Origin of the sequence: Paraconexibacter antarcticus (assembly GCF_024220175.1) — a bacterium.
GTDB lineage: Bacteria > Actinomycetota > Thermoleophilia > Solirubrobacterales > Solirubrobacteraceae > Paraconexibacter > Paraconexibacter antarcticus.
The window spans coordinates 1,989,268-2,011,760 of record NZ_CP098502.1 but is presented as its reverse complement, the minus strand read 5'-3'; the positions used below and the strand labels follow the sequence as shown (position 1 = coordinate 2,011,760).

21 protein-coding genes are annotated in these 22,493 nt (G+C 73.9%); 9 read left to right on the top strand and 12 right to left on the bottom strand.

The window, feature by feature from the left end; genetic code table 11:
* Positions 1-167: 167 nt before the first annotated feature.
* Both NBH00_RS09875 and NBH00_RS09870 read left to right on the top strand, forming a co-directional pair.
* Entirely contained in the window at positions 168-1,745 is a 1,578-nt protein-coding gene (locus NBH00_RS09875) for a glycoside hydrolase family protein (RefSeq protein ID WP_254573172.1), read from the top strand.
* Positions 1,746-1,811: 66 nt separating this feature from the next.
* Positions 1,812-2,234 (top strand): nuclear transport factor 2 family protein, encoded by a 423-nt coding sequence (locus NBH00_RS09870; protein ID WP_254573171.1) that lies wholly within the window; start codon positions 1,812-1,814, stop codon positions 2,232-2,234.
* 2 nt (positions 2,235-2,236) lie between these two features.
* On the opposite strand, the gene NBH00_RS09865 is transcribed toward NBH00_RS09870, so the two are convergent.
* The 3 genes from NBH00_RS09865 to NBH00_RS09855 form a co-directional block, all read right to left on the bottom strand.
* The gene (locus tag NBH00_RS09865; RefSeq protein WP_302182724.1) at positions 2,237-3,226 is read right to left on the bottom strand and encodes a DUF559 domain-containing protein; all 990 of its coding nucleotides are present in this window, start codon (positions 3,224-3,226) and stop codon (positions 2,237-2,239) included.
* 46 nt (positions 3,227-3,272) lie between these two features.
* Positions 3,273-4,931 carry an acyl-CoA mutase large subunit family protein gene (locus NBH00_RS09860; RefSeq protein WP_254573169.1) on the bottom strand — a complete coding sequence of 553 codons (1,659 nt, stop codon included), beginning with the start codon at positions 4,929-4,931 and terminating at the stop codon, positions 3,273-3,275.
* Between the two features lie 119 nt (positions 4,932-5,050).
* Positions 5,051-5,548, bottom strand: a complete 498-nt coding sequence (locus tag NBH00_RS09855) for a MarR family winged helix-turn-helix transcriptional regulator (RefSeq protein WP_254573168.1) — start codon at positions 5,546-5,548, stop codon at positions 5,051-5,053.
* Positions 5,549-5,721: 173 nt separating this feature from the next.
* Here NBH00_RS09855 and NBH00_RS09850 point away from each other — a divergent pair, with 173 nt between their 5' ends.
* Positions 5,722-7,458, top strand: coding sequence for an alkaline phosphatase (locus NBH00_RS09850; protein WP_254573167.1), 1,737 nt, complete (start codon positions 5,722-5,724; stop codon positions 7,456-7,458).
* Between the two features lie 30 nt (positions 7,459-7,488).
* Here the strand turns inward: NBH00_RS09850 and NBH00_RS09845 are convergent, their stop codons facing one another.
* The 3 genes from NBH00_RS09845 to NBH00_RS09835 are packed head-to-tail and all read right to left on the bottom strand — an operon-like array spanning position 7,489 to position 10,717.
* Positions 7,489-8,628: an acyl-CoA dehydrogenase family protein gene (locus NBH00_RS09845; protein WP_254573166.1), complete on the bottom strand. Its 1,140-nt coding sequence runs from the start codon at positions 8,626-8,628 to the stop codon at positions 7,489-7,491.
* The gene (locus tag NBH00_RS09840; protein WP_437126610.1) at positions 8,625-9,497 is read right to left on the bottom strand and encodes an HAD family hydrolase; all 873 of its coding nucleotides are present in this window, start codon (positions 9,495-9,497) and stop codon (positions 8,625-8,627) included. Before NBH00_RS09840 ends, NBH00_RS09845 begins: the two co-directional genes overlap by 4 nt.
* 44 nt (positions 9,498-9,541) lie before the next feature.
* Positions 9,542-10,717, bottom strand: a complete 1,176-nt coding sequence (locus NBH00_RS09835) for an acetyl-CoA C-acetyltransferase (RefSeq protein WP_254573164.1) — start codon at positions 10,715-10,717, stop codon at positions 9,542-9,544.
* A gap of 134 nt (positions 10,718-10,851) precedes the next feature.
* Between NBH00_RS09835 and NBH00_RS09830 the strand changes: the two genes are divergently transcribed.
* The 4 genes from NBH00_RS09830 (at position 10,852) to NBH00_RS09815 (ending at position 14,654) form a co-directional block, all read left to right on the top strand.
* Positions 10,852-12,306 (top strand): leucyl aminopeptidase family protein, encoded by a 1,455-nt coding sequence (locus tag NBH00_RS09830; RefSeq protein WP_254573163.1) that lies wholly within the window; start codon positions 10,852-10,854, stop codon positions 12,304-12,306.
* Positions 12,307-12,313: 7 nt separating this feature from the next.
* Positions 12,314-12,763, top strand: a complete 450-nt coding sequence (gene crcB / locus NBH00_RS09825) for a fluoride efflux transporter CrcB (protein ID WP_254573162.1) — start codon at positions 12,314-12,316, stop codon at positions 12,761-12,763.
* On the top strand, positions 12,760-13,116 hold the full coding sequence (locus NBH00_RS09820) for a fluoride efflux transporter FluC (protein WP_254573161.1): 357 nt from the start codon (positions 12,760-12,762) through the stop codon (positions 13,114-13,116). The genes crcB and NBH00_RS09820 overlap by 4 nt, the downstream gene beginning before the upstream one ends.
* Positions 13,117-13,376: 260 nt before the next feature.
* Positions 13,377-14,654 (top strand): hypothetical protein, encoded by a 1,278-nt coding sequence (locus NBH00_RS09815; protein ID WP_254573160.1) that lies wholly within the window; start codon positions 13,377-13,379, stop codon positions 14,652-14,654.
* A gap of 24 nt (positions 14,655-14,678) precedes the next feature.
* On the opposite strand, the gene NBH00_RS09810 is transcribed toward NBH00_RS09815, so the two are convergent.
* On the bottom strand, positions 14,679-16,601 hold the full coding sequence (locus NBH00_RS09810; RefSeq protein WP_254573159.1) for an acyl-CoA dehydrogenase family protein: 1,923 nt from the start codon (positions 16,599-16,601) through the stop codon (positions 14,679-14,681).
* A 48-nt stretch (positions 16,602-16,649) separates the two neighbouring features.
* Positions 16,650-17,639: a methylmalonyl Co-A mutase-associated GTPase MeaB gene (gene meaB, locus NBH00_RS09805; protein WP_254573158.1), complete on the bottom strand. Its 990-nt coding sequence runs from the start codon at positions 17,637-17,639 to the stop codon at positions 16,650-16,652.
* 48 nt (positions 17,640-17,687) lie between these two features.
* On the opposite strand from meaB, the gene NBH00_RS09800 reads away from it, so the two are divergent.
* Complete coding sequence (locus NBH00_RS09800; RefSeq protein WP_254573157.1) at positions 17,688-18,389, top strand: acyltransferase; 702 nt, start codon at positions 17,688-17,690, stop codon at positions 18,387-18,389.
* 6 nt (positions 18,390-18,395) lie between these two features.
* Complete coding sequence (locus NBH00_RS09795; protein WP_254573156.1) at positions 18,396-18,653, top strand: DUF3253 domain-containing protein; 258 nt, start codon at positions 18,396-18,398, stop codon at positions 18,651-18,653.
* On the opposite strand, the gene NBH00_RS09790 is transcribed toward NBH00_RS09795, so the two are convergent.
* From NBH00_RS09790 to NBH00_RS09775, 4 genes are all read right to left on the bottom strand, one after another.
* On the bottom strand, positions 18,654-18,941 hold the full coding sequence (locus NBH00_RS09790; RefSeq protein WP_254573155.1) for a hypothetical protein: 288 nt from the start codon (positions 18,939-18,941) through the stop codon (positions 18,654-18,656).
* Positions 18,935-20,143: an endo-1,4-beta-xylanase gene (locus tag NBH00_RS09785; protein WP_254573154.1), complete on the bottom strand. Its 1,209-nt coding sequence runs from the start codon at positions 20,141-20,143 to the stop codon at positions 18,935-18,937. The genes NBH00_RS09790 and NBH00_RS09785 overlap by 7 nt, the downstream gene beginning before the upstream one ends.
* A gap of 66 nt (positions 20,144-20,209) precedes the next feature.
* Positions 20,210-21,637, bottom strand: coding sequence for a 1,4-alpha-glucan branching protein domain-containing protein (locus NBH00_RS09780; RefSeq protein ID WP_254573153.1), 1,428 nt, complete (start codon positions 21,635-21,637; stop codon positions 20,210-20,212).
* Positions 21,637-22,425 carry a class I SAM-dependent methyltransferase gene (locus tag NBH00_RS09775; RefSeq protein ID WP_254573152.1) on the bottom strand — a complete coding sequence of 263 codons (789 nt, stop codon included), beginning with the start codon at positions 22,423-22,425 and terminating at the stop codon, positions 21,637-21,639. The genes NBH00_RS09780 and NBH00_RS09775 overlap by 1 nt, the downstream gene beginning before the upstream one ends.
* Positions 22,426-22,493 lie beyond the last annotated feature (68 nt).

The following is a 22,493-nucleotide window of genomic DNA, read 5'->3' as shown; positions in this document are numbered from 1 at the left end:
ACGGCGTGTCAGCCCGGTGACGGTGGAACGGGTGCCCCGGTTCCGCGTTGACGCCAGGACCGCGGTCCGCAAACCTACTCCCGTCAGCGCGCCCGGCATGGGCCGTGCGCGGCCTCAAGGACGAGGAAGGGCGGAGCAGAACCGTGGGAGCATTCGCGTGCTCGCTCGTGTCCCTGATTCTCGCGGGGACCGGCGTCGGCACCAAATACATGGACACCGTCGTCCAGGACGACGCCCAGTTCCTCCACCGCCCGGCCGCCGCCGTCCAGGCGAACGCGCGCAGGCTCGCGGACCTCGGCGCGACGCGCGTCCGGCTCACCGCCGGGTGGTCGGCGCTCGCCCCGAACCCGTCGTCGCGGAAGGTCCCCCCCGCGCCGTTCGACGCGAGCGACTCGCGCACCTACCCCAAGGGCGCGTTCACCTCGCTCGACACCGCGGTGAAGGCGACGATCGGCGCGGGCATGAAGCCCATGATCGACCTCGCCTTCTGGGCCCCGCGGTGGGCCGTCGGCAAGCCCGCGCCCAACCCGAAGCGCCAGCGCTACTTCGTCGACGCGGCGGCGTTCGGCGACTTCGCCACGGCGGTCGCGCGCCGCTACTCGGGGGCGTATCCGGATCCGGCGAACCCGTCCAGGCCGCTGCCCGCCGTCCGCCTGTTCACGACCTGGAACGAGCCGAACCACCCCTCGTTCCTCATGCCCCAGTGGATCCGCACGGCCGCCGGCGGCTTCCGCCCCGAGTCGCCGCACGTCTACCGGGCGATGCACAACGCGGCGTACGACGCGATCAAGAAGGTGTCCGGCCTCGACATGGTCCTCATCGGCGGCACCGCGTCGACCGGGTCGGCGGTGCCCGGGCGCGGCGGCGTGCCGCCGCTGCAGTTCCTCCGGGCGCTCGCGTGCGTCGACGCCGACCTGAAGCCGCTGAACGTCCCCGAGTGCGCGAACTTCGCGCCGCTGAGGGCCGACGGCTACGCGCACCACCCGTACTCGCGCCTCGTCGCCCCCGACGTGTCGGACCCGTTCACCGACGACGCGCCGATCGCCGACTCGGGCCGGCTCGACGATCTGCTGCGCCGGCTCGAGCTCGCCGGGCGCATCCAGGGCCACCTGCCGGTCTACGACACCGAGTACGGCTACGAGTCGCGGCAGGACGACCCCTTCCAGCCCTTCGAGCGCGACCAGCAGGCGGCGTTCATCGGGTGGTCGACGTACCTCGCCTGGAAGGACCCGAACACGGTGATGATGGCCCAGTTCCTCCTGCGCGACATCGACCCGGCCGAGTCCGGCTACAAGCGCGGCACGCGGCGGTACTACCGCGACTGGCAGACCGGCCTCTACGCCGCCGACGGCGAGGCGAAGCCCGCGGCGCAGGCCTTCAAGCTGCCGTTCTGGGCCCAGACCGAGGAGGCCGGGCTCGGCGCGAAGTCCGTCCTCCTGTTCGGCCAGGTCCGTCCCGGCCGGGGCGCCCGGACCGCGTTCGTCGAGCGTCAGGATCCGGTGTCGGGCGCCTGGGTCCCGATCGTTACCTACGGCCCGAGCTGCGGCGACCCGTCCAAGCCCGAGTTCCTCACGAACCGGGCGGGCTTCTTCCTCCGCGGCGCGCCGGCGATCGGCGCATCGACGTACCGGTTCGCGTGGGAGCACGAGGACGGGACGCCCGAGTACAGCGTGCCGATCCCGGTCGCCGCCGAGCCGGGCGACCCGGTCCCGCTCGCCGTCCCGCGGCCGGGTCAGCGCAAGTAGCGCGGCGCGCCCGCGGGCGTCGGCTCCGTCGCCGGACGACGACACGGCGGGGCTAGGCTGACGCGCATGCCGAGCCCCACCGACATCCGCCCGCCGTTCACCGCCGAGACCGCCGCCGCGAAGGTGCAGGCGGCCGAGGACGCCTGGAACTCGCGGGACCCCGAGCGCGTGGCGCTCGCGTACACCGAGGACTCCGAGTGGCGCAACCGCGACGAGTTCCTGAACGGGCGCGACGAGATCCGGGAGTTCCTGCGGCGCAAGTGGGCCCGCGAGCAGGGCTACCGCCTGAAGAAGTCGATGTGGGCCTTCGGCGACAACCGCATCGCCGTCCGCTTCGAGTACGAGTCCCACGACGAGGACGGCCAGTGGTGGCGATCCTACGGGAACGAGAACTGGGAGTTCGACGAGACCGGCCTGATGGCGAAGCGGTACGCCTCGATCAACGACGTCCGCATCGACGCCGGCGACCGGCGCATCGCGGTGGACTGAGGTCACCTCCCGGTCGTCCGCTCCGCGCGAGCGGCGCGGACGAGGCGGACGACCTCATCCGGCCGATCGCGGACGGTGGCGGCGCTGACGCGGAGCGTCCGCCGACCGGCGCGGGCCAGGGCGGCGTCCCGCCCGACGTCTCGCGCGGCGTCGAGCGGGAGCGCGTGCTGGCCCCCGTCGAACTCGAGGACGAGGCGGTGGGCCGGGAAGCACAGGTCGACCTCGTAGGTCCTGACGTCCGTCGCGACCTCGTGGGCGATGACGGGCTCGGGCAGCCCGGCCTCGACGATCGCCGCGGCGGCGAGGGCCTCCTCGTCGCTGCGCCACAGGCGCGGGCCGATGCGCAGGATCCGGCGCAGCCGCGGCGCCCCGGCGCGGTGGTGGGCGCGGTGAGCGGTCCGCAACTGGGCGGGCCGCCGGCACCAGCCGTCGCGCTCGGCCTGGGCCGCGGCGGACTCGAGCGCGCGGTCGGTGATGGCCGGGTCGGCGGCGAGGTCGAGGATCGTCCGCGCGACGGTGGTGATGGGGATGCGGTCGCGGGTGGTGATGTCCTCCGGTGGCAGGTCCTTCGTCACGTGCAGGCGGATACCGGCGGGGCTGCGGCGTCCGGTCGACGGCGTGAGGACGTGGATCTGCTTCGGCTCGAAGCGCAGCAGGCCCCAGCGGACGGCGGCCGAGACGGAGCAGAGGACCGCCGCGTCGCCGCAGCCCCGGACCGCCGCGAGCTCGCGGCCCTGCGGGGCGAGGGCGCGGAGCGGCGCGAGGGGGTGGACACCGCGGTAGGGGCGGTGGAGGTGGCCGATCTCCGTCCACCTGCGGATACGGGAGTGCGTGAGACCGGCGGCGAGCAGCTGATCGGTCGTCACCACTGCCCACTGCCGAGCCGCCAGAGCGGCGATCCGGCGCGCGACCGGCCCCTCGTCGGAAACGGAATGCAGCCACTGTCGCTGGGTGACAGTGGCTGCATTGTCGTTGCTGCGTGCGCGGCCCATGCGCCCAACAGGGCGCAGGCGCGCGATGTGTCTCAGGCGCGGGACGCTAGAAGACCGGGGTCTCCCGGTAGTCGCCCCAGACCTCCTGCATCGCCTGGATGATCTCGCCCTCGGAGACGTGCGCGCGGGCGGCCTCGATGAGCGGGAACATGAGGTTCTCGCCGTCGGTGGCGGAGGCGCGCTTGAGCTCGGTCAGGCAGGCCTCGACGGCGGCCGAGTCGCGGTTCGCCTTCGCGGTCTGCAGGCGGTCGAGCTGCTTGCGCTCGAGGGCGGGGTCGACGCGGTGGATGACCATGTCGTCGTTCTCGTTGCCCTCGGTGTAGGCGTTGACGCCCACCACGATGCGGCGGCCGTTGTCGATCTCGCCCTGGAGCTCGTAGGAGGCGTCGGCGATCTCGCGCTGCGGGTAGTTCTGCTTCACGGCCTCGACCATGCCACCGAGCTCGTCGATCTTCGCGAAGTACTCGTAGGCCTGCGCCTCGATCTGGTCGGTGAGCTGCTCGACGAACCAGGAGCCGCCGAGCGGGTCGATCGTGTTCGTCACGCCCGTCTCGTGGGCGATGATCTGCTGCGTGCGCAGCGCGATGCGGACCGCGTCCTCGGTGGGCAGCGCGAGCGCCTCGTCGTGCGAGTTCGTGTGCAGCGACTGGGTGCCGCCGAGGACGCCGGCGAGCGCCTCGATCGCCGTGCGGGCGCAGTTGTTCAGCGGCTGCTGCGCCGTGAGGGAGACGCCCGCGGTCTGCGTGTGGAAGCGCATGAGCCACGACTTCGGGTTCTTCGCGCCGAAGGTCTCGCGCAGCTCGCGCGCCCAGATGCGGCGGGCGGCGCGGTACTTCGCGATCTCCTCGAAGAAGTCGATCTGGGCGTTGAAGAAGAACGACAGGCGCGGGGCGAACGTGTCGACGTCCAGGCCGCGCTCGACCGCCTGCTCGACGTACGTCAGGCCGTCCTTCAGCGTGAAGGCGAGCTCCTGGGCCGCGGTCGCCCCCGCCTCGCGGATGTGGTACCCGGACACCGACACCGAGTTCCACTTCGGCATCTTCAGCGTCGAGTACTCGATCATGTCCCCGAGCAGGCGCATCGCCGGGTCGATCGGGAAGCACCACTCCTTCTGGGCGATGTACTCCTTGAGGATGTCCGCCTGGATCGTGCCGTTGAGCGCCTCGGGCGGGACACCCTGGCGCTCGCCCGCGACGATGTAGTTCGCGAGCATGATCGCGGCCGGGGCGTTGATCGTCATCGAGACGGAGACCTTGCCGAGGTCGATGCCCTGGAAGAGCGTCTCCATGTCGTCGACGGTGTCGATGGCGACGCCCTCGCGGCCGACCTCGCCGAGCGAGAGCGCGTGGTCGGAGTCGTGGCCCATGAGCGACGGCATGTCGAACGCGGTCGAGAGGCCGGTCTGCCCGTGGTCGAGGAGGTAGCGGAAGCGCTCGTTCGTCTCCTCCGCCGTGCCGAAGCCGGCGAACTGGCGCATCGTCCACATGCGCCCGCGGTACATGTTCGGGTAGACGCCGCGGGTGAAGGGGTACTGCCCGGGGTAGCCGATCTCCGGCGGGACGGGCCCGTCCTTGGGGACGTAGAGCGGGTCGATCTCGACGTCCGAGAGCGTGACGTACCGCTCCTTGAGCTCCGGCGTCAGCCCGTAGGCCTTCTGCCACTGCTCGTGGGTGGTCGGGACGGAGGAGGTGTCTGCGATGGCCATGTGATTTCCGATTTAGGTGGAAGTCCGCGTATTTCTCGGTCAAAGTGTAGAGCACGGATGAGTGGACTTCCACCTTTCCTGCCCGGACGGCCCCGCGGGCAATCGCGGGACCCCCGCGCTCAGCCGAAGTCGCCTACGTCCGCGCGGAGCGTCGTGAGCACGTCGATGAGCCCCTCCTGCGCCGGCGCGTCGAGCGCCTGCAGCCCGAAGAGCTCGGCGTTCAGGACCGCCGTCGCGGCGGTCGCCGCCTCGCGGCCGGCGTCCGTGATCCGGACGAGCGTCGCGCGGCCGTCCGTCGGGTGCGGGACCCGCTCGGCGAGCCCACCGGCGACGAGCTTCTCGACGACGTTCGTCACCGAGCTGCGGTGGACCTGCAGCCGCTCCCCCATCTTCCCGATCGGCAGCTCGCCCTCGCGCGTGAACGAGAGCAGCATGAGCGCCTCGTAGCGGGGGAAGGTCAGCCGGAACGGCTTGAGGAGCTCGTCGAACCGCGCGAGCAACAGCTGCTGGCTGCGCATGATCGACGTGACGGCCGCCATCGCCCGCGACGGGTCTGCGGGCCAGCGCGCCTCCCAGTGGCGGCGCGCCTCGGCGATCGGGTCGAGCTTCAGCGTCACGTCGGAGCAGCATAGGCGCCGCGTCCGTCGCCACCGATCGTTCACCGCCGCCTCACCGGTCGTTCACGACCGGGCCCACACCGAGCGTGAGCATCCGCAGCTTCACCTCACCTTCAGGAGAACACATGCGGAGATTCGACAGGCGGTCGCTCGCCCTCACCGGACTGGGCGCCGTGGCCGTGCTGAGCATTGGCACCTCGCTCGCCATCGGCGGGACGACGAACAGGACGGACGACGTGCGGGCCGGCCTCACCGGCGTGAAGCCGAGGAACGTCATCTTCCTCCTCGGCGACGGCATGGGCACGCAGGAGATCACCGAGGCGCGCTATTACCTCGGCGTCAAGAACAAGCTCAACGTCGACCGGATGCCGTTCACCGGCTTCGACACGACGTACACCGTCAAGGGCGACGGCACGACCCCGGACTACGACCCCGACTCGGCCGGCACCGGCACGCAGTGGGCCACGGGCCGGAAGACGATCGACGAGCGTGACTCGCAGGGGCCGAGCGCCTCGCTCGCGACCCCGGGCGACAACACGGCGTACAAGACGGTCCTCGAGTACGCGCAGGCGGCCGGTAAGAAGGTCGGCGACGTCACGACGGCGGACCTCACGGACGCGACCCCCGCGGTCCTCGCGGCTCACATCTCCGATCGCAACTGCTCCGGCCCGGACAACATGACTCAGGCCGTCGTGGCCGCGACGCCGAAGTGCCTGAAGGAGAGCAAGGAGGCCGGCGGGCTCGGCTCGATCGCCGAGCAGGAGGTCGACCACAAGCTCGACGTCGCGATGGGCGGCGGCTACGCGCGCTTCGCCCAGACGATCACCGGCGGCCCCGACGCGGGCAGGACGGTCATCCAGTCCGCGCAGGCCAAGGGCATCGACGTCGTGACCGACGCGGCGGGCCTCGCGGCCGCCGACGCCTCCAAGCCGGTGTACGGCCTCTTCGGGCAGAACGGCACGAACAAGCCGAACATGTCCCTCGAGTGGAAGGGCGCGAAGGCGACGCTCGGCGACGGCTCCCCCGCGGAGACCTGCCAGGAGGACCAGCGCCCCGCCGACGAGCCGAGCCTCGCGGCGATGACCGCGAAGAGCATCAGCCTCCTCGACAACCCGAAGGGCTTCTTCCTCCAGGTCGAGGGCGCGTCGATCGACAAGCAGGACCACGCGGCCGACGCCTGCCAGCAGATCGGCGAGACCGTCGCCTTTGACAAGGCGATCGGCGTCGCGCTCGACTACCAGAGGACCCACCCGGACACGCTCGTCGTCGTCACCGCCGACCACGGCCACTCGAGCGAGATCGTCGGTGAGGACACGACCGGCACGGGCAACCCGACCGGCTACACGAACAACCTCATGACGAAGGACGGCCAGGTCCTCCGCGTGACCTACGGGACGGCGGGCTACCAGTCCGGCGCGGCTCCGGTGGCGTCGGCGCCGAGCCAGCAGCACACCGGCACGGTCGTCCCCGTCTGGGCGATCGGCCCGCAGGCGGCGAACGTCCTCGGGACGAACGACCACACCGACCTGTTCGACCTGCTGCGCGGCGAGAAGGAGAACCAGCCGACGCCGGCGGCGACGACGAACACGGTGACGAGCACGAACACCGTCACGACGACGGTCCCGGCGCCGTCCCCGGGCCCCGACCGCACCCCGCGCCTCGGCGTGGCGGCGGTCCGCGCGATCACCGCGGCGGCGCTGCGCACGACGGGCCTGCCGGTCGCGGTCACCGGGCTGAACGTCGCCCGGGTGACGGTCAGGCTCAGCCGGGCCGGGAGGACGCTGGTCAGGAAGACGGTCGCGGGCAACGCGACGACGACGCTGAAGGTCAGGCGCGCGAGGAAGGGCGCCTACCGCCTCGTCGTCAGCGGCGGCGGGAAGACGAAGGCCTACGCGATCCGCGTGCGCTAGGCGCTGGGTGCGACGGGGCCGCGGCCCGGCTCAGGCCGGGTCGCGGGCCGCGTCCCCGAGGATCGCGCGGGCGATGACGAGGCGCTGGATCTCGCTCGTGCCTTCGTAGATCTCGGTGATCTTCGCGTCGCGGTAGTACCGCTCGGCGGGGAACTCCCGCGTGTACCCGTAGCCGCCGAGGACCTGGATCGCCTCGCCGGTCTGGCGGCGGGCGACCGCGGACGCGAAGAGCTTCGCCTGCGCCCCCTCGACGGTGTGCGGGCGGCCCGCGTCCTTCAGCCGGGCGGCGCGCCAGACGAGCGCGCGGGCGGCCTCGATCTCGGTCTGCATGTCGGCGAGCTTGTGCTGGATCGCCTGGAAGCCGCCGATCGCGCGGCCGAAGGCCCGGCGCTCCTGCGCGTACGCGCTCGCGCACTCGAAGGCGGCCTGGGCGATGCCGACCGCCTGCGCCGCAATCCCGATGCGGCCGCCGTCGAGCGTCGAGAGCGCGATCCGCATGCCGGCGCCCGGGGCGCCGAGCGGCTCGCCCGGGGTGTCCTCGAAGGCGAGGTCCGCCGTCGACGAGGAGTGCAGGCCCATCTTCTCCTCCTCGCGCGTGACCGCGAAGCCGGGCGCGCCACGGCGGACGACGAACGCGCTCGGGCGCCCGCCGGCGCGCGGGTCCTTGGCGAAGACGGTGAAGACGTGGGCGTAGGTGCCGTTCGTGATCCACTGCTTCGTGCCGGTGATGCGGTGCTCGTCGTCGGCGCGGGCGAGCATCGCGCCCGCGTCCGAGCCGGAGCCCGCCTCGGTGAGCGCGAAGGCCGCGAGCTCGAGCCCCTGCGCGAGCGGCGGCACGAGCCGCGCGACCTGCTCCTCGCTCCCGTTCGCCAGGATCGGCATCGTCCCCGCGCCGGTGTGGACGGCGATCGTCACCCCGACGCCCGCGTCGGCGCGCGAGAGCTCCTCCATGACGAGGCAGTAGCTCAGGTAGTCGGCGCCCGCCCCGCCGTGCTCGACGGGGACGCAGACGCCCATGAGGCCGAGCTCCCCGAGGTGCGCGAAGACCTCCTTCGGGAACGTGTGGTCGCGGTCCCACTGCCCGGCGTGCGGCGCGACCTCCTCGTCGGCGAAGCGCTTGGCGAGCGCGCGGATGTCGCGCTGCTCGTCGGTCAGCTCGTGGAGGCTCATCGGGGGCGCCTGCGGGTGCGGGTGCTCGACGCTAGACGGCCGAGCGTCGTCGGGGCCGGCGGTGGCGGCACGGCGCGGCGCACCCGCCCGCGGCGGACGCCCACCCCGCCGGCGCTGCCGACGAGCGCGGCGGCGCCGAACGCGGCGGCGGCCTTCAGGCGGCGGCCGAGCTGCTCGAAGCGCATGACCTCCCACCCCTCCTCGCGGGCGACGCGCGCGAGCTCCGGGTCGGGGTTGACGACGACCGGGTGGCCGACGGCGCGGAGCATCGGCAGGTCGCTCTCGCTGTCGGAGTACGCCCAACTCGACCCGAGGTCGATGCCCTCGGCCTCGGCGAGCTCGCGCATCGCGAGCGGCTTGCCGTCCCGGTAGGTGAAGATGCCGGCGTCCCGGCCCGTGTAGACGCCGTCGACGACCTCGTAGCGCGCGCCGAGCGCGCCGTCGAAGCCGACGATCCGGGCGATGATCGAGGCGAGGTCCTGCGAGGCGGCGGTGACGATGAAGACGCGGCGCCCCTCGTCCTGGTGGGCGTAGGCGACGTCGAGCATCTGCGGGTACAGCCGCGGGAGGACGCCGGCGAGGACCTTCGGCGCGAGGCGCTGCAGGTCCCGGACGCGGACGCCCTCGAGCATCCGCGCGACCTCGGCGCGGACGGCGTCCGTCTCCTCGTCCGTCGAGCCCCGCAGGCGGAACTTCACGTTCCGCCACGCGTAGTGGGCCATCTTGCGGCGCGAGACGAGCCCGCTGGACCGCGCCGCCCGCGCCCAGTGCAGGCCGGACGAGCCGGCCATGAGCGTGCGGTCGAGGTCGAAGAATGCGGCGGAACCTCGCGCTTCGCGCTCGGTTCCGCTTGGCGGTTCCTCGCCCAAGGGCTCGGAACGCGCCGGCTGCCTGTCGTCCGCGGTCGCTTCGGTCACACCTTCACGATAATCGCGTCGCCCTGGCCGCCACCCGAGCAGATCGCCGCGCAGCCGTAGCCGCCGCCGCGCCGCTTCAGCTCGTGGACCATCGAGGCGATGATGCGGGCGCCGGACGCGCCGATCGGGTGCCCGAGGGCGACGGCGCCGCCGTTGACGTTCACCTTCTCCTCGTCGATCCCGAGCATGCGGATCGAGTTGAGCGTCACCGACGCGAACGCCTCGTTGATCTCCCAGACGTCGATCTGGTCGGCGGTGAGGCCGGCCTTCTCGAGGGCCTTCTTCGCGGCCGAGCCGGGGGTCGTGTGGAGCGTCGCGAAGTCGTTCGCGGACTGGGCGTGCGCGACGATCTCGCCGAGCACCTCCTTGCCGTTCGCCGCCGCCCACTCGTCGGAGGCGAGGACGATCGCGCCGCCGCCGTCGTTGACGCCCGGCGAGTTGCCGGCGGTGTGGGAGCCGTCCTTGCCGACGAGGCCGGGGAGCTTCGCGAGCGCCTCGAGCGTGGAGCCGCGGCGCGGGCCCTCGTCGACCTCGACGGTCGTGTCGCCCTTGCGGCCCTTGACGGTCACGGGGACGATCTCCTCGGAGAGGCGGCCCTCGTCGATCGCGGCGAGCGCGAGCTCGTGCGAGCGCAGCGCCCAGCGGTCCAGGTCGGGGCGGGAGATCTCCAGGCGGTCGCCCGTCTCGGTCGCCTCGTCGAACATCTGGCGGCCGGAGAACGGGTTCGTGAGGCCGTCGTGGACCATCGCGTCGAGCGCCTTCGCGTCGCCCATGCGGTAGCCGAAGCGCGCCTGCGGGAGGACGTACGGCGCGTTGGACATCGACTCCATGCCGCCGCCGACGCCGACCTCGACGTCGCCCGCGCGGATCGCCTGGTCGAGGATGACCACGGCGCGCACGCCCGAGGCGCAGACCTTGTTGACCGTCTCGGAGGAGACCTCCTGCGGGATGCCGCCCGCGATCTGCGCCTGACGCGACGGGATCTGGCCCTGGCCGGCCTGGAGGACCGTGCCCATGACGACGTGGTCGACCTGCTCCGGCGCCACGCCTGAGCGCTCCAGGGCCGCCTTGATGGCGATGCCGCCGAGCTCGGTCGCCTTGAGGGAGGACAGGCCGCCGCCGAGCTTGCCGATCGGGGTGCGGGCGCTGCCGAGGATCACGGTCTTGGGCATGAGGGGGACGAGCTCCGGAAGTCGGGAAAGAGACGGGGTCCTGCGAGGCCGTGGATGGTAGTAGCTCGCTGCTACCGACCCGCATCCGCCCGCGCGGGGCGGGCGCGGCCCGTGCGGTCGATAGCCTGCAGCCCATGCTCGTACGCGCCACCGTGGAAGCCCCTGTCGACACGCGGGCGGACACCGTCGCGATCGGGATCTTCGACGGCAAGCGGGTCGCCCATGACGTCGACGGCGGGGTGCTCCAGGCGCTGCTCGACGCCGGCGAGGCGAAGAGCGCGTTCAAGCACCTCGCCCACACCCATGCGGCCGGCAAGCGCTGGATCCTCGTCGGGCTCGGCGACCGCGACACCTTCGACGCCGAGCGCGCCCGCGTCGCCGCGGCCACCGTCCTGGGGCGCTGCGGCGAGCTCGGCACGAAGGTCCTGTGCTGGGAGCTCCCCCACCGCCTCGACGACGACCAGGCCGGCGGGTTCGTCGAGGGGACGGTCCTCTCGAGCTACCGCTTCGACTGGTTCAAGAGCGCCGCGAAGGACGAGGAGGACGCGCCGGGCGTCACCGAGCTCATCGTCTCCGACCACGAGTCGCGCGTCGTCACCGTCGACCGGGCCGCGGTCGTCGCCCGCGCGCAGAACGCGACCCGCGAGCTGCAGGACCGGCCCGCGAACGACCTCACCCCCACCGCGCTCGGCGAGTTCGCGCTGACGCTCGCCGACGCGCACGCGCACATCACCGCGTCCGTCGAGGGCCGGGCCGAGATCACCGCCCGCGGCATGGGCGCCTTCGCGTCGGTCGCCCAGGGCACCGACGTCGAGCCCGCGCTCATCACCGTCCGCTACGACCCGCCGGAGGCGACCGGCCCCGTGCTCGGGTTCGTCGGCAAGGCGGTGACGCACGACACGGGCGGGCTCTCGATCAAGCCCGCCGGCGGCATGCACCGCATGAAGTACGACATGAGCGGCGGCGGCGCCGTCCTCGGGGCGATGCAGGCGATCGCGGCGCTCGCGCTGCCGATCCGGATCATCGCGGTCGTCGGCGCGACGGAGAACACCATCAACGGCTCGGCGACAAAGCCGGGCGACATCGTGAAGGCCATGACGGGCCTGACGATCGAGGTCGACAACACCGACGCCGAGGGCCGCCTCGTCCTCGCCGACTGCCTCGCCCACGCCGTCGCGCTCGGCGCCGAGCGGCTCGTCGACCTCGCGACGCTCACGGGGGGCGTCGTCACCGCCCTCGGCTCGACCTTCGCCGGCCTCTTCGCGAACGAGGAGGCGTGGTGCGCCGCGGTGACCGCGGCCGGCGCCCGCAGCGGCGAGCGGCTCTGGCAGCTCCCCCTGGACCCCGAGTACGCCGAGCGCGTGAAGGGCCGGTTCGCGGACCTGACGAACTCGCCCGAGGACCGGAAGGCGCACCCGATCTCCGGCGCGGAGTTCCTGCACCGCTTCGTCGGCGACGTGCCGTGGGCGCACCTGGACATCGCCGGGGTCGGCTGGGACCTCGGCAAGCCGTGGGCGGCCAAGGGCGGCAGCGGCTTCGGCGTCCGGCTGCTCGTCGCGCTCGCCCAGGCGCAGGCCGGCGGGGCCTGACCGGACCGTGGCCCCGCCGCCCGCCGCGGCGCCGCCGCGGACCCACCGGCAGGCGCCGCCGCCGGACGCGATCGAGGTCGGCGCGGTCTTCGCGGGCGGCGTCGCCGGCGCTCTCGCCCGCGCGGCGCTCGCGCACACCTGGACCCACGACACGGCGCAGTGGCCGTGGGCGACGCTGCTCGTGAACGTCGTGGGCGCCTTCCTCCTCGGCGCGGTCGCCGCGGCGTTCCGCCGCGGGCCCGGCCGGGCGGGCGTCCCGCGCGCCCTGCTCGGGACCGGCGTCTGCGGCGCGCTGACGACCTTCTCGACGCTCCAGGTCGAGCTCGTCCTCATGCTCCGGGACGGGCACGCGGGCCTCGCCGCCGGCTACGGCGGGGCGTCGCTCGTCCTCGGCCTCACCGCCGTGTGGGCGGGCGACCACGTCGTCCGGGCCCGCCTCGGGGAGCGCGCGGCGTGACGGCGGGGACCTGGGTCGCCGTCGGGGCGGTCGGCGGCGCCGGCTCGGTCGCCCGCATGCTCGGGACCCTGTGCCTCGGCCGGGGCGTCCCCTTCCGCGGGACGCTGCTCGTCAACCTCCTCGGCGCCTTCGCGCTGGGCGTGCTGAGCGGCGCGGACGTGAGCCCGGACGCGCTGCTCGTCGCCGGCACCGGCCTGCTCGGCGCCTTCACGACGTTCTCGACGTGGATGCACGAGTGCGTCGGGCTGTGGCAGGACGGGCGCCGGCGGACGGCGGCGGGCCTGCTCGGCGTCGCGCTCGCCGGCGGGCTCGCGGCGGCGGCGCTCGGGCGGGCCGCGGGCCTCGCCCTCTGACCGCCGGCGCACCCCGTCCATTTCCCCCCAGCAGAGTCGGGGGAAATGGACGGCCTCCGTCGCGCGCGGGGACCGCCGCGCGCACCCCGTCCATTCCCCCGAGCAGAGTCGGGGGAAACCGCAAGAGCACCGCGGCCCTGATGTCGGCCGCAGCCCTCGCCGCCGTCGCGGTGGCCGTCAACGGCTCGTTCCGCGTCGGCGACGCGGCGCGGGTGCTGCTCGCCCGCTAGCGCGGGGAGCGGACTGGCAGACTGGGCGCCGTGGGCCGTCCGCTGGCGCTCTTCCTGACGCTGCTCGCCGCCTACGCGGCGACGCTCGGCCTGCGCGCGGCGCCCGGCGAGCGCTACGCACCGGCCGAGGCGCACCGGCTGCTCACCGCCGCGTCGATCGCCCAGGACGGGGACATCGACCTGCGCAACCAGTACGCGGGCCGGGCCTGGCGGGCCTGGCACGGCGCGCCGCTGCGCCCGACCGCGCGCGTCACCGAGGGGCGGCTGGCCGAGCCGCAGGGCATCGGCTTCCCCCTGCTCGTCGCGCCCGCCTACGCGATCGGCGGGGCGACCGGCGTCGAGGCCGAGTGCGCGCTGCTCATGGCGCTCGCGTTCGTCCTCGCCGCGGCGCTGGCGCGGCGCGTCGTGCCCGAGCCGTGGGCGACCCGCAGCGCGCTCGCCGTCGGCCTCTCCCCACCCGTCCTCGCCGCGTCGACGACGGTCGCGCCGACCGCCGCGGGCGCGCTGCTCGTCGCCGGTGCCGTCCTGCAGGTGCTGCGCATCCGCGAGGAGCCGCGGACGGCGTGGGCCTTCGGCTGTGCCGCCCTCATCGCGCTCACCGCGTGGGTCGACGTGCACCTCGCGCTGCCGGGGGCCGTCGTCGCGCTCGCACTGTGGCGCTGGCTCCGGCGCCGTCAGCGGGCGCTCGCGGGCTTCGTCGCGCTCGAGGTCGTGCTCACGTCCGCGGTCCTCTTCGTGACGATCAACGACCGGCTCTTCGGCGGGCTGACGCCGGCCTCCGCACGCCTGGCGGGCGGCTCGGCGACCGGTGCGTCCGGGGTCGGCGGCCAGCTCGCGCGACTGCCCCGGGTCGCGGGCGCGCTCGTCGACCGGGACGCCGGCGCGCTGCGCTGGGCGCCGGTCCTCGCGCTGCCGCTCGCGGCGCTGTGGCTGCTGTGGCGCTCGTGGCGTGGTCGCCTGTCCGCCGTGATCCCGGGGCAGGTGGACGTCGAGGTCACCGGGCTGCTGCTCGCGCTCGTCGGGGCGGCGGGGCTGGCGGGCGCCGTCTTCGGGCGCCCGTCGCTCGTCGGGCCGTGGCTCGCGCCGCCCGACCTCGTCGTCGTGCTGCCGTGCGCGGCGGCGCTCGCCGCGCTCGCGCTGCGGCGCTGGCCGCGGGCGGGCGCGGCGCTCGTCGCGGTGACGCTGGCGGGCTCGGTCTGGTTCCTCGTCGCCGCGCGCGTCAGCGGCGACGCAGGGGTCGCCCCCGCGCACGGGCCGCTCCCGTGGGGCGGCGCCGAGCGCGTGCTGCCGCGGGCGGGCCGAGGCTGAGCCGGCCGCCCGCGGGGGGTGCCGTCACTGCACCGGCGCCGGCTCGCTCGGGGCATCGTCCGCCGCCCGCTCGTGGACGGCCGGCGGCATCATCGGGCCGTCGCCCGCCGGGTCCAGCACGTCATCGGTGAGCCAGTCGTAGCGCCCGTCGAGCAGCCGCTGCGCCGCCGCGTACGACGGCGCGTCGTCGTTGGAGAAGAGCTGCTTGAACAGGTGGTCGGCGCGGCGGCGGGCCTGCGAGCAGAAGAGGTCCGCGAGCTCGCGGGCCTGATCGGCGCGCGCGGGCTCCTCGCGGGCGATGGTCTCGGCGTACGTGCAGGCGGCGGCGATCGCGAACAGCTCGGCGCCGATGTCGACCACGCGCCCGAGGAGCGCGCCCTTCTGCTCGAGCGACGCCTGGTGGCGGCCCATGAGCCCGAAGGTCGAGCGCGCGAGCTTGCGCGAGTGGCGCTCGACGTAGCGCACGTGCTTCGCCAGCGGGCCGAACTCCTCGAAGGCGGTCGGCTTCTGCCCCTCGCCGGTGACGAGCGTCGGCAGCCAGCCCGCGTAGAACCTCCCGGCGGCCACGGCGGCCTTCGCCTTGTCCTTCAGCTCGGTCTTCGGGTCGAGGATGTCGCCGGCGACGGAGAGGTGCTGGTCGACCGCCTCGCGGGCGATGAGCAGGTGCATGATCTCCGAGGAGCCCTCGAAGATCCGGTTGATGCGCATGTCGCGCAGGAGCTGCTCGGCGGGCACGGCCTTCTCGCCGCGGGCCGCCAGCGAGTCCGCCGTCTCGTACGCCCGGCCACCGCGGATCTGGACCATCGTGTCGACGGCGGTCCAGCCGAGCTCGGAGGCGTAGAGCTTCGCGAGCGCCGCCTCGATGCGCACGTCGCTGGAGCCGTCGTCCGCGATGCGGCTCGAGACGTCGACGACCGCCTCGAGGCCGAACGTCGTCCCGGCGAGGAACGCGAGGTGCTGGGCGACCTCGTCGTGCTTGCCGACGGCCTGGCCCCACTGCTTGCGCTCGGCCGACCACTCGCGGGCGATCTTCAGCGCGTACTTCGTCGAGGCGGCGGCGATCGCGGGCAGCGAGAGCCGGCCGACGTTGAGCGTCGCGAGCGCGATCCGCAGGCCCTTGCCCTCGCCGGCGATGACCGCCTCGTTCGGGACGAAGACGTCCTTGAACTCCGTCAGCGAGTTCTCGATGCCGCGCAGGCCCATGAAGGCGTTGCGGTGCTTGATCGTGATGCCCTCCGCGTCGGTCGGGCAGATGAACGCGGTGATGCCGCCCTTGTGCCCGTCGGACTTCGGGACGACGGCCATGATCACGACGACGTCGGCGATCGTCCCGTTCGTCGCCCAGAGCTTCGTGCCGGTGATGCGGTAGCCGGTGCCATCGTCGGTGGGGACCGCCTCGCAGGCCATCCGCGCGGGGTCGGAGCCGACGTCGGGCTCGGTGAGGAGGAAGGCGGACACGTGGTCCTTGGCGACCTTGGGGAGCCACTCGCGCTTCTGCTCCTCGTTGCCGAACGACTTCAGCGGCTCGGGCAGGCCGATCGACTGGTGCGCGCTGAGGAGCGCGCCGATGGCCGCGCTCCACGTGCCGGCCAGCGCGAGCGCCTTGTTGTAGTAGACCTGCGAGAGGCCGAGCCCGCCGTACTCCTCGGGGATCTTCATGCCGAGCGCGCCGAGCTGCTTGAGCCCGTCGAGGACGTCGTCGGGGATCTTCGCGTCGCGCTCGATCTGCGCGGGGTCCACGCGCTCGGCCAGGAACGCGCGCAGGCGCTCGAGGAACCGCTCGCCCTTCTCGACCGACGCCGCCGGGAGGGCGGGCTGCGGGTGGATGAGGTCGAGACGGAGGTTCCCGAGGAACAGCTCGCGGCCGAAGCTCGGCGCGGTCCAGCCGGCCTCCCGGCTGTCCTCGGCGACCTGCTTGGACTGCTCGTACGACGGGCTTGAGCTCATGCCGGGCGTGGTACCCGGGAGACGCGCGCGGTATGCGCGCGCCGGTGCTCAGGCGACCGAGCCTGGCCCGCGGGCGGCGACGTCGGCGCCCTCGATCTCGGCGAGGATCGTCGTCGCGGCGCTCGCCGGGTCGAGCTCGCGCTTGACGACCCGCTCGAGGAGCGCCTGGTAGGACGCGTCCTCCTTCAAGCGCGCCTCGAGGTCGCGGCGCAGGCGCGCGGTGCAGATGGCGAGGACCTCGTTCTGGAGGTTGCGCTTGCGCCGCTCCGAGAGCGTCCCCTCCTCCTGGATGAACGCGCGGTGCTCGTCGAGCTTCTCGACGAGCTCCTCGATGCCCTTGCCGCGGACCGCCTCGGTCTTGACGATCGGCACCCGCCAGCCGCGCTGCGGGGCGAGGGAGAGGACGCCGCGGATCTCCCGGACCATCGTGTCGGTCAGCGGGTGGTCGGCCTTGTTGACCACGATGATGTCCGGGATCTCCATGATGCCGGCCTTCAGCGCCTGGATCGAGTCGCCGCTGCCGGGCATGAGCACGAGGACGACGGTGTCGGCGTGGTCGATGATGTCGATCTCGGCCTGGCCGACGCCGACGGTCTCGAGGAAGACGTCCTGCTTGCCGGCCGCGTCCATGAGCAGCGCGCCCTGGAGCGCCGCCTCGCTCAGGCCGCCGAGCGCGCCGCGGTTCGCCATCGAGCGGATGAACACGCCGGGGTCGAGGAAGTGCTCGGTGAGCCGGATGCGGTCGCCGAGGAGCGCGCCCTTGGTGAACGGCGAGGACGGGTCGATGGAGAGGACCGCGACCTCGCGGTCGAGCGCGCGCCGGTTCTTCACGAGCGCGCCGATGAGCGTCGACTTGCCCGCGCCGGGCGCGCCGGTGAAGCCGAGGATCGCGGCCTTGCCGGTGTGCGGGTAGACCTCGCGGACGAGATCCCAGCCGGCGGGGTCATCGGACTCCACGAGCGTGATCGCGCGGGCGAGCGCGCGCTTGTCCCCGGCGAGCAGGCGCTGCGCGAGGCTGTCTGAGGCGGCGGCGGTCATGCGGGGGCGGATGATGCCAGGACAGCCTCTGTGGCAGCATGTCGCGCCGTGGAGCCCGTCCTCTCCCCCCAGGCCGCAGGCGCCACCGAGGCGCCGCCCGTGGACGACGCCGGCAACGTCCGCCGCGGCCCCGCTCCGCTCGCCGGCGGCCCCCTCGCGTTCTGGCGGTTCGCCCGCGCGCACGGGATGGTCAACCGCTACTACGTCGTCCTCATCGCCCGCCTCTTCTGGCTGAAGCTGCGGTTCCGCGGCCGGCTGAAGACCGACGGCCTCGCGTTCATCTGCCCGGGCGTGCACTTCGAGATCGGGCCGGACGCGACCGTCCACCTCGGGCGCTGGTCGTGGCTCGGGCACGGGACGAAGGTCCGCTGCCACGAGGGCGAGGTCGCGATCGGCGCGAAGTCCGTGCTCGGACAGGAGTGCACGATCAGCTGCTACCAGCACGTGTCGATCGGGCGCGAGTGCATCATCGCCGACCGCGCGATGTTCATCGACTTCGACCACGGCGTCGTCGATGAGGAGCGGGCGATCCGCGAGCAGGGCATCTACATGCGCGACGTCCGTGTCGGGCACAACGTCTGGATCGGGTACGGCGCCTCATTCCTGCGCGGCGTGACCGTCGGGGACAACGCCGTCGTCGGGACGAACGCCGTCGTCACCCGCGACGTGCCGGCGAACGCGGTGAGCGCCGGCGCCCCCGCACGCGTCGTGCGCATGCGGGACGAGCCCGCGACGCTCCGCTGGGTGTAGCGGCCGGTGGCGACGGACGCGGACATCCGCGCGACGATCGACCGGCTGCTCGACGCGCGCGGCGAGGGGAAGACGATCTGCCCGTCCGACGCGGCGCGGGCGATCGCGCCGGACGACGAGGAGCGCTGGCGCGGCCTCATGGACGACGTGCGCCGGGTCGCCTTCGCGCTCGCGGATGACGGTGCGATCGAGGTGACCCAGCGCGGCGAGGTCGTCGACGGGCGCCGGGCCCGCGGGCCGATACGGCTCCGGCGCCCCGGCTGATCACCGGCAGCCGGCGCCGCTCCGGCCGTCGCCGACGATCCGCACCGGCCGCCGCACCGCCGCGCCGCCGCCGACGGACCCCCGCAGGACCGCGGCGCGGCTCCGCGGTGTCCGGCAGAGCGACGCGACCCCGCTCGGCAGGAGCTTCAGCCGCAGCGTGTGGCTCTCGGTGAGGATCGTCGCGCGCCGCTTGGCGATCGTCCGCGTCCCGATGCGCAGCGCGAGCGTCACCGTGCAGGGCGGCGTCCCCGGGCACCCGACGAGCGCGCGGATGCCGCTCCTCACCACCGTCGCGCGGAGCTGCCGGGCGCGGGTGTCGACGACGGGGACGAGCGCGACCTCGCGGCGGCCGCCCGGCCCGGTGATCTGCGGGGCGCGCGGCCCGGCTCCGGCGAGCAGCGCCTGCACCGCGGCGAGCGCGGGCTTCGCCGCGTAGTCCCGGTCGAGCAGCAGCGGCGCGGCAACGATCCCCCCCACGAGAGCGGGTCGGCGACCCCCCAGACCGTCAGGCCGGTGCACGCCGGGATCGCCGCGCAGTCCCCGGCGACCTCCTGGTAGACCGCCTGCTGGCGCTCGGCCGTCAGCGCGCCGAACGGCGGGACGAGGCCGACGTCCATCTCGGTCACCGCGACCCGCAGGCCGAGGTCCGCGTAGGAGCGCATCGTCCGGGCGATGTCCCCCGGCGCCGGCAGCGGCCGCGCCATCCCGAGGTGCATCTGCAGGCCGATGCCGTCGAGCGGGACGCCGCGCGCGACGAAGTCCTTCGCCATGCGCAGGATCGCGCTCGCCCGCGGGCCGGGCTGGTCGGCGTCGTAGTCGTTGTAGAAGAGCAGCGCGTCGGGGTCGGCCTCGTGGGCGAAGCGGAAGGCCTGCTCGACGTAGTCGGGGCCGATGACCCGGGAGAGGAGGTTGCCGTCGTAGCCCCCGTCGGAGTCGAACGCCTCGTTCACGACGTCCCACTCGCGGACGACGCCGGGATAGGCGCGGGCCGCGTGCTGCATGACGGTCTTGATGTGGTCCTTCAGGACGGCGAGCAGCGAGTCGCGCGTCCACTTCTCCTGGCGCAGCGGGCTCGTCATCCAGTCGGGCAGGCCCTTGCCGTAGACGAGGACGTGGCCGCGGACGCCGAAGCCGTGGTCGCGCGCGTAGGCGAGGATGCGGTCGACGACGGTGAAGTCGTAGTGCCCCTGGCTCGGCTGCGTCCAGGCCATCTTCAGCTCGTTCTCGGGGACGATGACGTCGAAGGGACGGTGCGCCGCGGCGAGCTGCTCGGGGTAGCGCGGGGTGTACGCCCGCGGGCAGCCGAGGCCGGCGGGGGTGGGTGGGGACTGGGTCCCGGCCTGCATGCAGGCCCACCAGACGGAGGTGCCGAGCGGGACCTCCGGCGGCGGCGAGGCGCCGGCGGGCGGCGCCCCGGCGGCGAGGACGACGGCGAGCGACAGGGACGCGAGCGTCGCGCGCAGCCGCGTCACCACCTCCGTGCGTGCCACACCTCCCCCAGCCATCGGAGCGCAGCCTGACAGGACCGCGCCGCCCGTGCGCCGTTTCCCGGTGCTTCAGGGTTCGAGGAGCGCGGCCGGGTGCGCCTGCGGCGCGAGCGAGCGGACCGCCGGATCGGTCGTCCCGGGGGCGGCGAGCGCCTCGCGCAGGGCGGCGTGATGGCCCGCGGCGCGCTCGACCGGGTACTCGCCGGCGAGGTCCCGCGTGACCATGAACGTCCAGTCGCTGCTCTGGAGCGCGAGCAGCTCGCGGACCGCGCGCGGGTCGGCGGCGGGGCCGGCGGCGACGACGTCGAGCTCGGCCGCGCGGGCCTGCCAGGCGAGGTCGGCCACCCGCGGCGCGTCCCAGGTCGAGAGGTCGCGCGGGGTCCCCCACGTCGTCGTCCCCGGGTCGATCGGCGCGGCCGGCGTCGCCGCGCGGACCGCCTCGTCGAGGTGGACGATGCGCAGCCCCTGGACCCGCGCCTCCTCGAGGACGGCGGCGAGCCAGTCGACGCCCTCGTACCACCAATGGCCGAGCAGCTCGGTGTCCAGCGCGCAGACCGAGAGGCCGCCGCCGGCGACGCGCGCCCGCACGTCGCGGACGAACGCGGCGGCGTGCTCGCGGGCGCGTCCCCGGGCCCGCTCGCGGTCGTACACCGAGCCGTCGACCGACCACGGGTGGTGGTCGTGGGTCGTGCGGTGGTGGTAGTCGCGGTAGGTGCCGTCGGCCGGGTACCCGCCGTCGGACCAGACGAGCTCCATGACCTGCCGGTCGATGGGCACGAGCAGCGGGCCCGCCTCGGTCCGGTACGGCGTGAGGTGCCCGGGCGCGCCGTGCCCGCCGAGGACGTCGGTGAGGTCGACGCAGACCGCGTGGACGCCGGCCTCCTCGAGCAGCGGGTCGAGCCACGGCGCGTGCGCGCACTCGGGCAGCCAGAAGCCGCCGCGCCAGGCGCGTGCGTCGTCGAAGCGGGCGCGGTGCCCGTCGATGCCGGTGCGCAGCTGCAGGCTGACGCCGGCCTCGGTGGCGACGAGCGGCAGCACCGCGTGCGTCGCGCTGCTCGTCCACGCCGCGTGCGGGGCGAACGCGTCGAGGAGCCCCTGCCGGCCACGGCCGGTGGTGCGGGCGGCGTAGCGCTCGAGCGCGTGCTCGTAGTCGCCGGCGGCGAGCTCGAGCGCGGCCGCGAGGTCGGCACGGCCGCTCGCGCGGCAGCCGTCGACGTCGAGCTCGTGCGAGGCCCGGCGCACGTCGGTGAGGAAGGCGACGAAGCGCTCCCCCACCCCGGGCGCGGCGAGCTGGTCGACGAGCACCGGCGTGAGGCTCAGCGTGACGGCGTCGCCGCCGGGGCCGTCGAGGACGTCGAGCAGCGGCAGGTAGGACGTCGCGAGCGCCTCGAAGAGCCACTCCTCGCCGAACGGCCAGGTCCCGAAGCCCTCGACGTAGGGCATGTGGGAGTGGAGGAGTATCGCCAGTGCGCCGTCCTCGGGCGCGTCACCGGCCATCAGGGCCGGCAGACCGCGAGGAAGTCGAGCGCGCCGTCGAGGTCGCACTCGGCCGCGGGCCTCAGCGCGAAGTCGCCCGTGGAGATCGCCGGGGTGAAGCGGTCGTAGAACGGCCCCGAGAAGCGCAGCGTCTTGTGGATGCGGTCCCAGCCGAGGCGCTCGATCGCGAACTGGTGCACGCCGAGCTTGCCCGCGTGGAAGAGGCCGTAGAGCTCGACGTCGGCGTAGTGCGCCTCGCAGAGCGCGCGGAACTCCTCGGCCCGGTACTCCTTGATGTGCCAGGGGTTCTCCGACTTCTCCGCGCCCTCGGGCGCCAGCGTCAGGAGGTTCGGCGTCGTGATGTAGGCGGCCGGCGCGCTGCTCCGCGCCGTCATCGCCTTGAAGTGCTCGAGGATCTCGTCCGGGTTGCGGACGTGCTCGATCGTCTGGAGGAAGACGACGACGTCGGCGGGCTCGGCGAACGTCTCGACGAGGTCGCGGGCGAAGCGGAGGTTCGGCGCGACGTAGCGCAGGCGGGCGTGCTCGTGGGCCTCGGGGTTCGCGTCCACCCCGACGACCGACCGCGCGGTGCGGGCGAGGACGTCGGAACCGTAGCCCTCGCCACAGGCCATGTCGACGACGTCCAGGCCGCCGACCCGCGCCCGGATCCACTCGTAGACGACGAGGTGGCGGCGGAACCAGTAGTTCTCCAACGGGACGTCCGGCAGCGTGCGCTCGCCCGTCAGGGCCAGCGGGGGCACGCCCTCGGGCTGGTCCTGCTGGAGGTGGAGCGTCTGCGTCTCGGGCACGGCGGGAAGGGTAGTGGCGCGCTGCCCCCGCCGCGGACCGGGCGGGGCCGTCGCTGAACGCGGGCGTT

Coding starts and splice junctions, on each gene's coding strand:
- NBH00_RS09860 (WP_254573169.1), bottom strand. CDS start 4,931: ATGGCCATCGCAGACACCTCCTCCGTCCCGACCACCCACGAGCAGTGG.
- NBH00_RS09865 (WP_302182724.1), bottom strand. CDS start 3,226: ATGGGCCGCGCACGCAGCAACGACAATGCAGCCACTGTCACCCAGCGA.
- NBH00_RS09810 (WP_254573159.1), bottom strand. CDS start 16,601: ATGAGCTCAAGCCCGTCGTACGAGCAGTCCAAGCAGGTCGCCGAGGAC.
- NBH00_RS09835 (WP_254573164.1), bottom strand. CDS start 10,717: ATGCCCAAGACCGTGATCCTCGGCAGCGCCCGCACCCCGATCGGCAAG.
- NBH00_RS09870 (WP_254573171.1), top strand. CDS start 1,812: ATGCCGAGCCCCACCGACATCCGCCCGCCGTTCACCGCCGAGACCGCC.
- NBH00_RS09830 (WP_254573163.1), top strand. CDS start 10,852: ATGCTCGTACGCGCCACCGTGGAAGCCCCTGTCGACACGCGGGCGGAC.
- NBH00_RS09780 (WP_254573153.1), bottom strand. CDS start 21,637: ATGGCCGGTGACGCGCCCGAGGACGGCGCACTGGCGATACTCCTCCAC.
- NBH00_RS09845 (WP_254573166.1), bottom strand. CDS start 8,628: ATGAGCCTCCACGAGCTGACCGACGAGCAGCGCGACATCCGCGCGCTC.
- meaB (WP_254573158.1), bottom strand. CDS start 17,639: ATGACCGCCGCCGCCTCAGACAGCCTCGCGCAGCGCCTGCTCGCCGGG.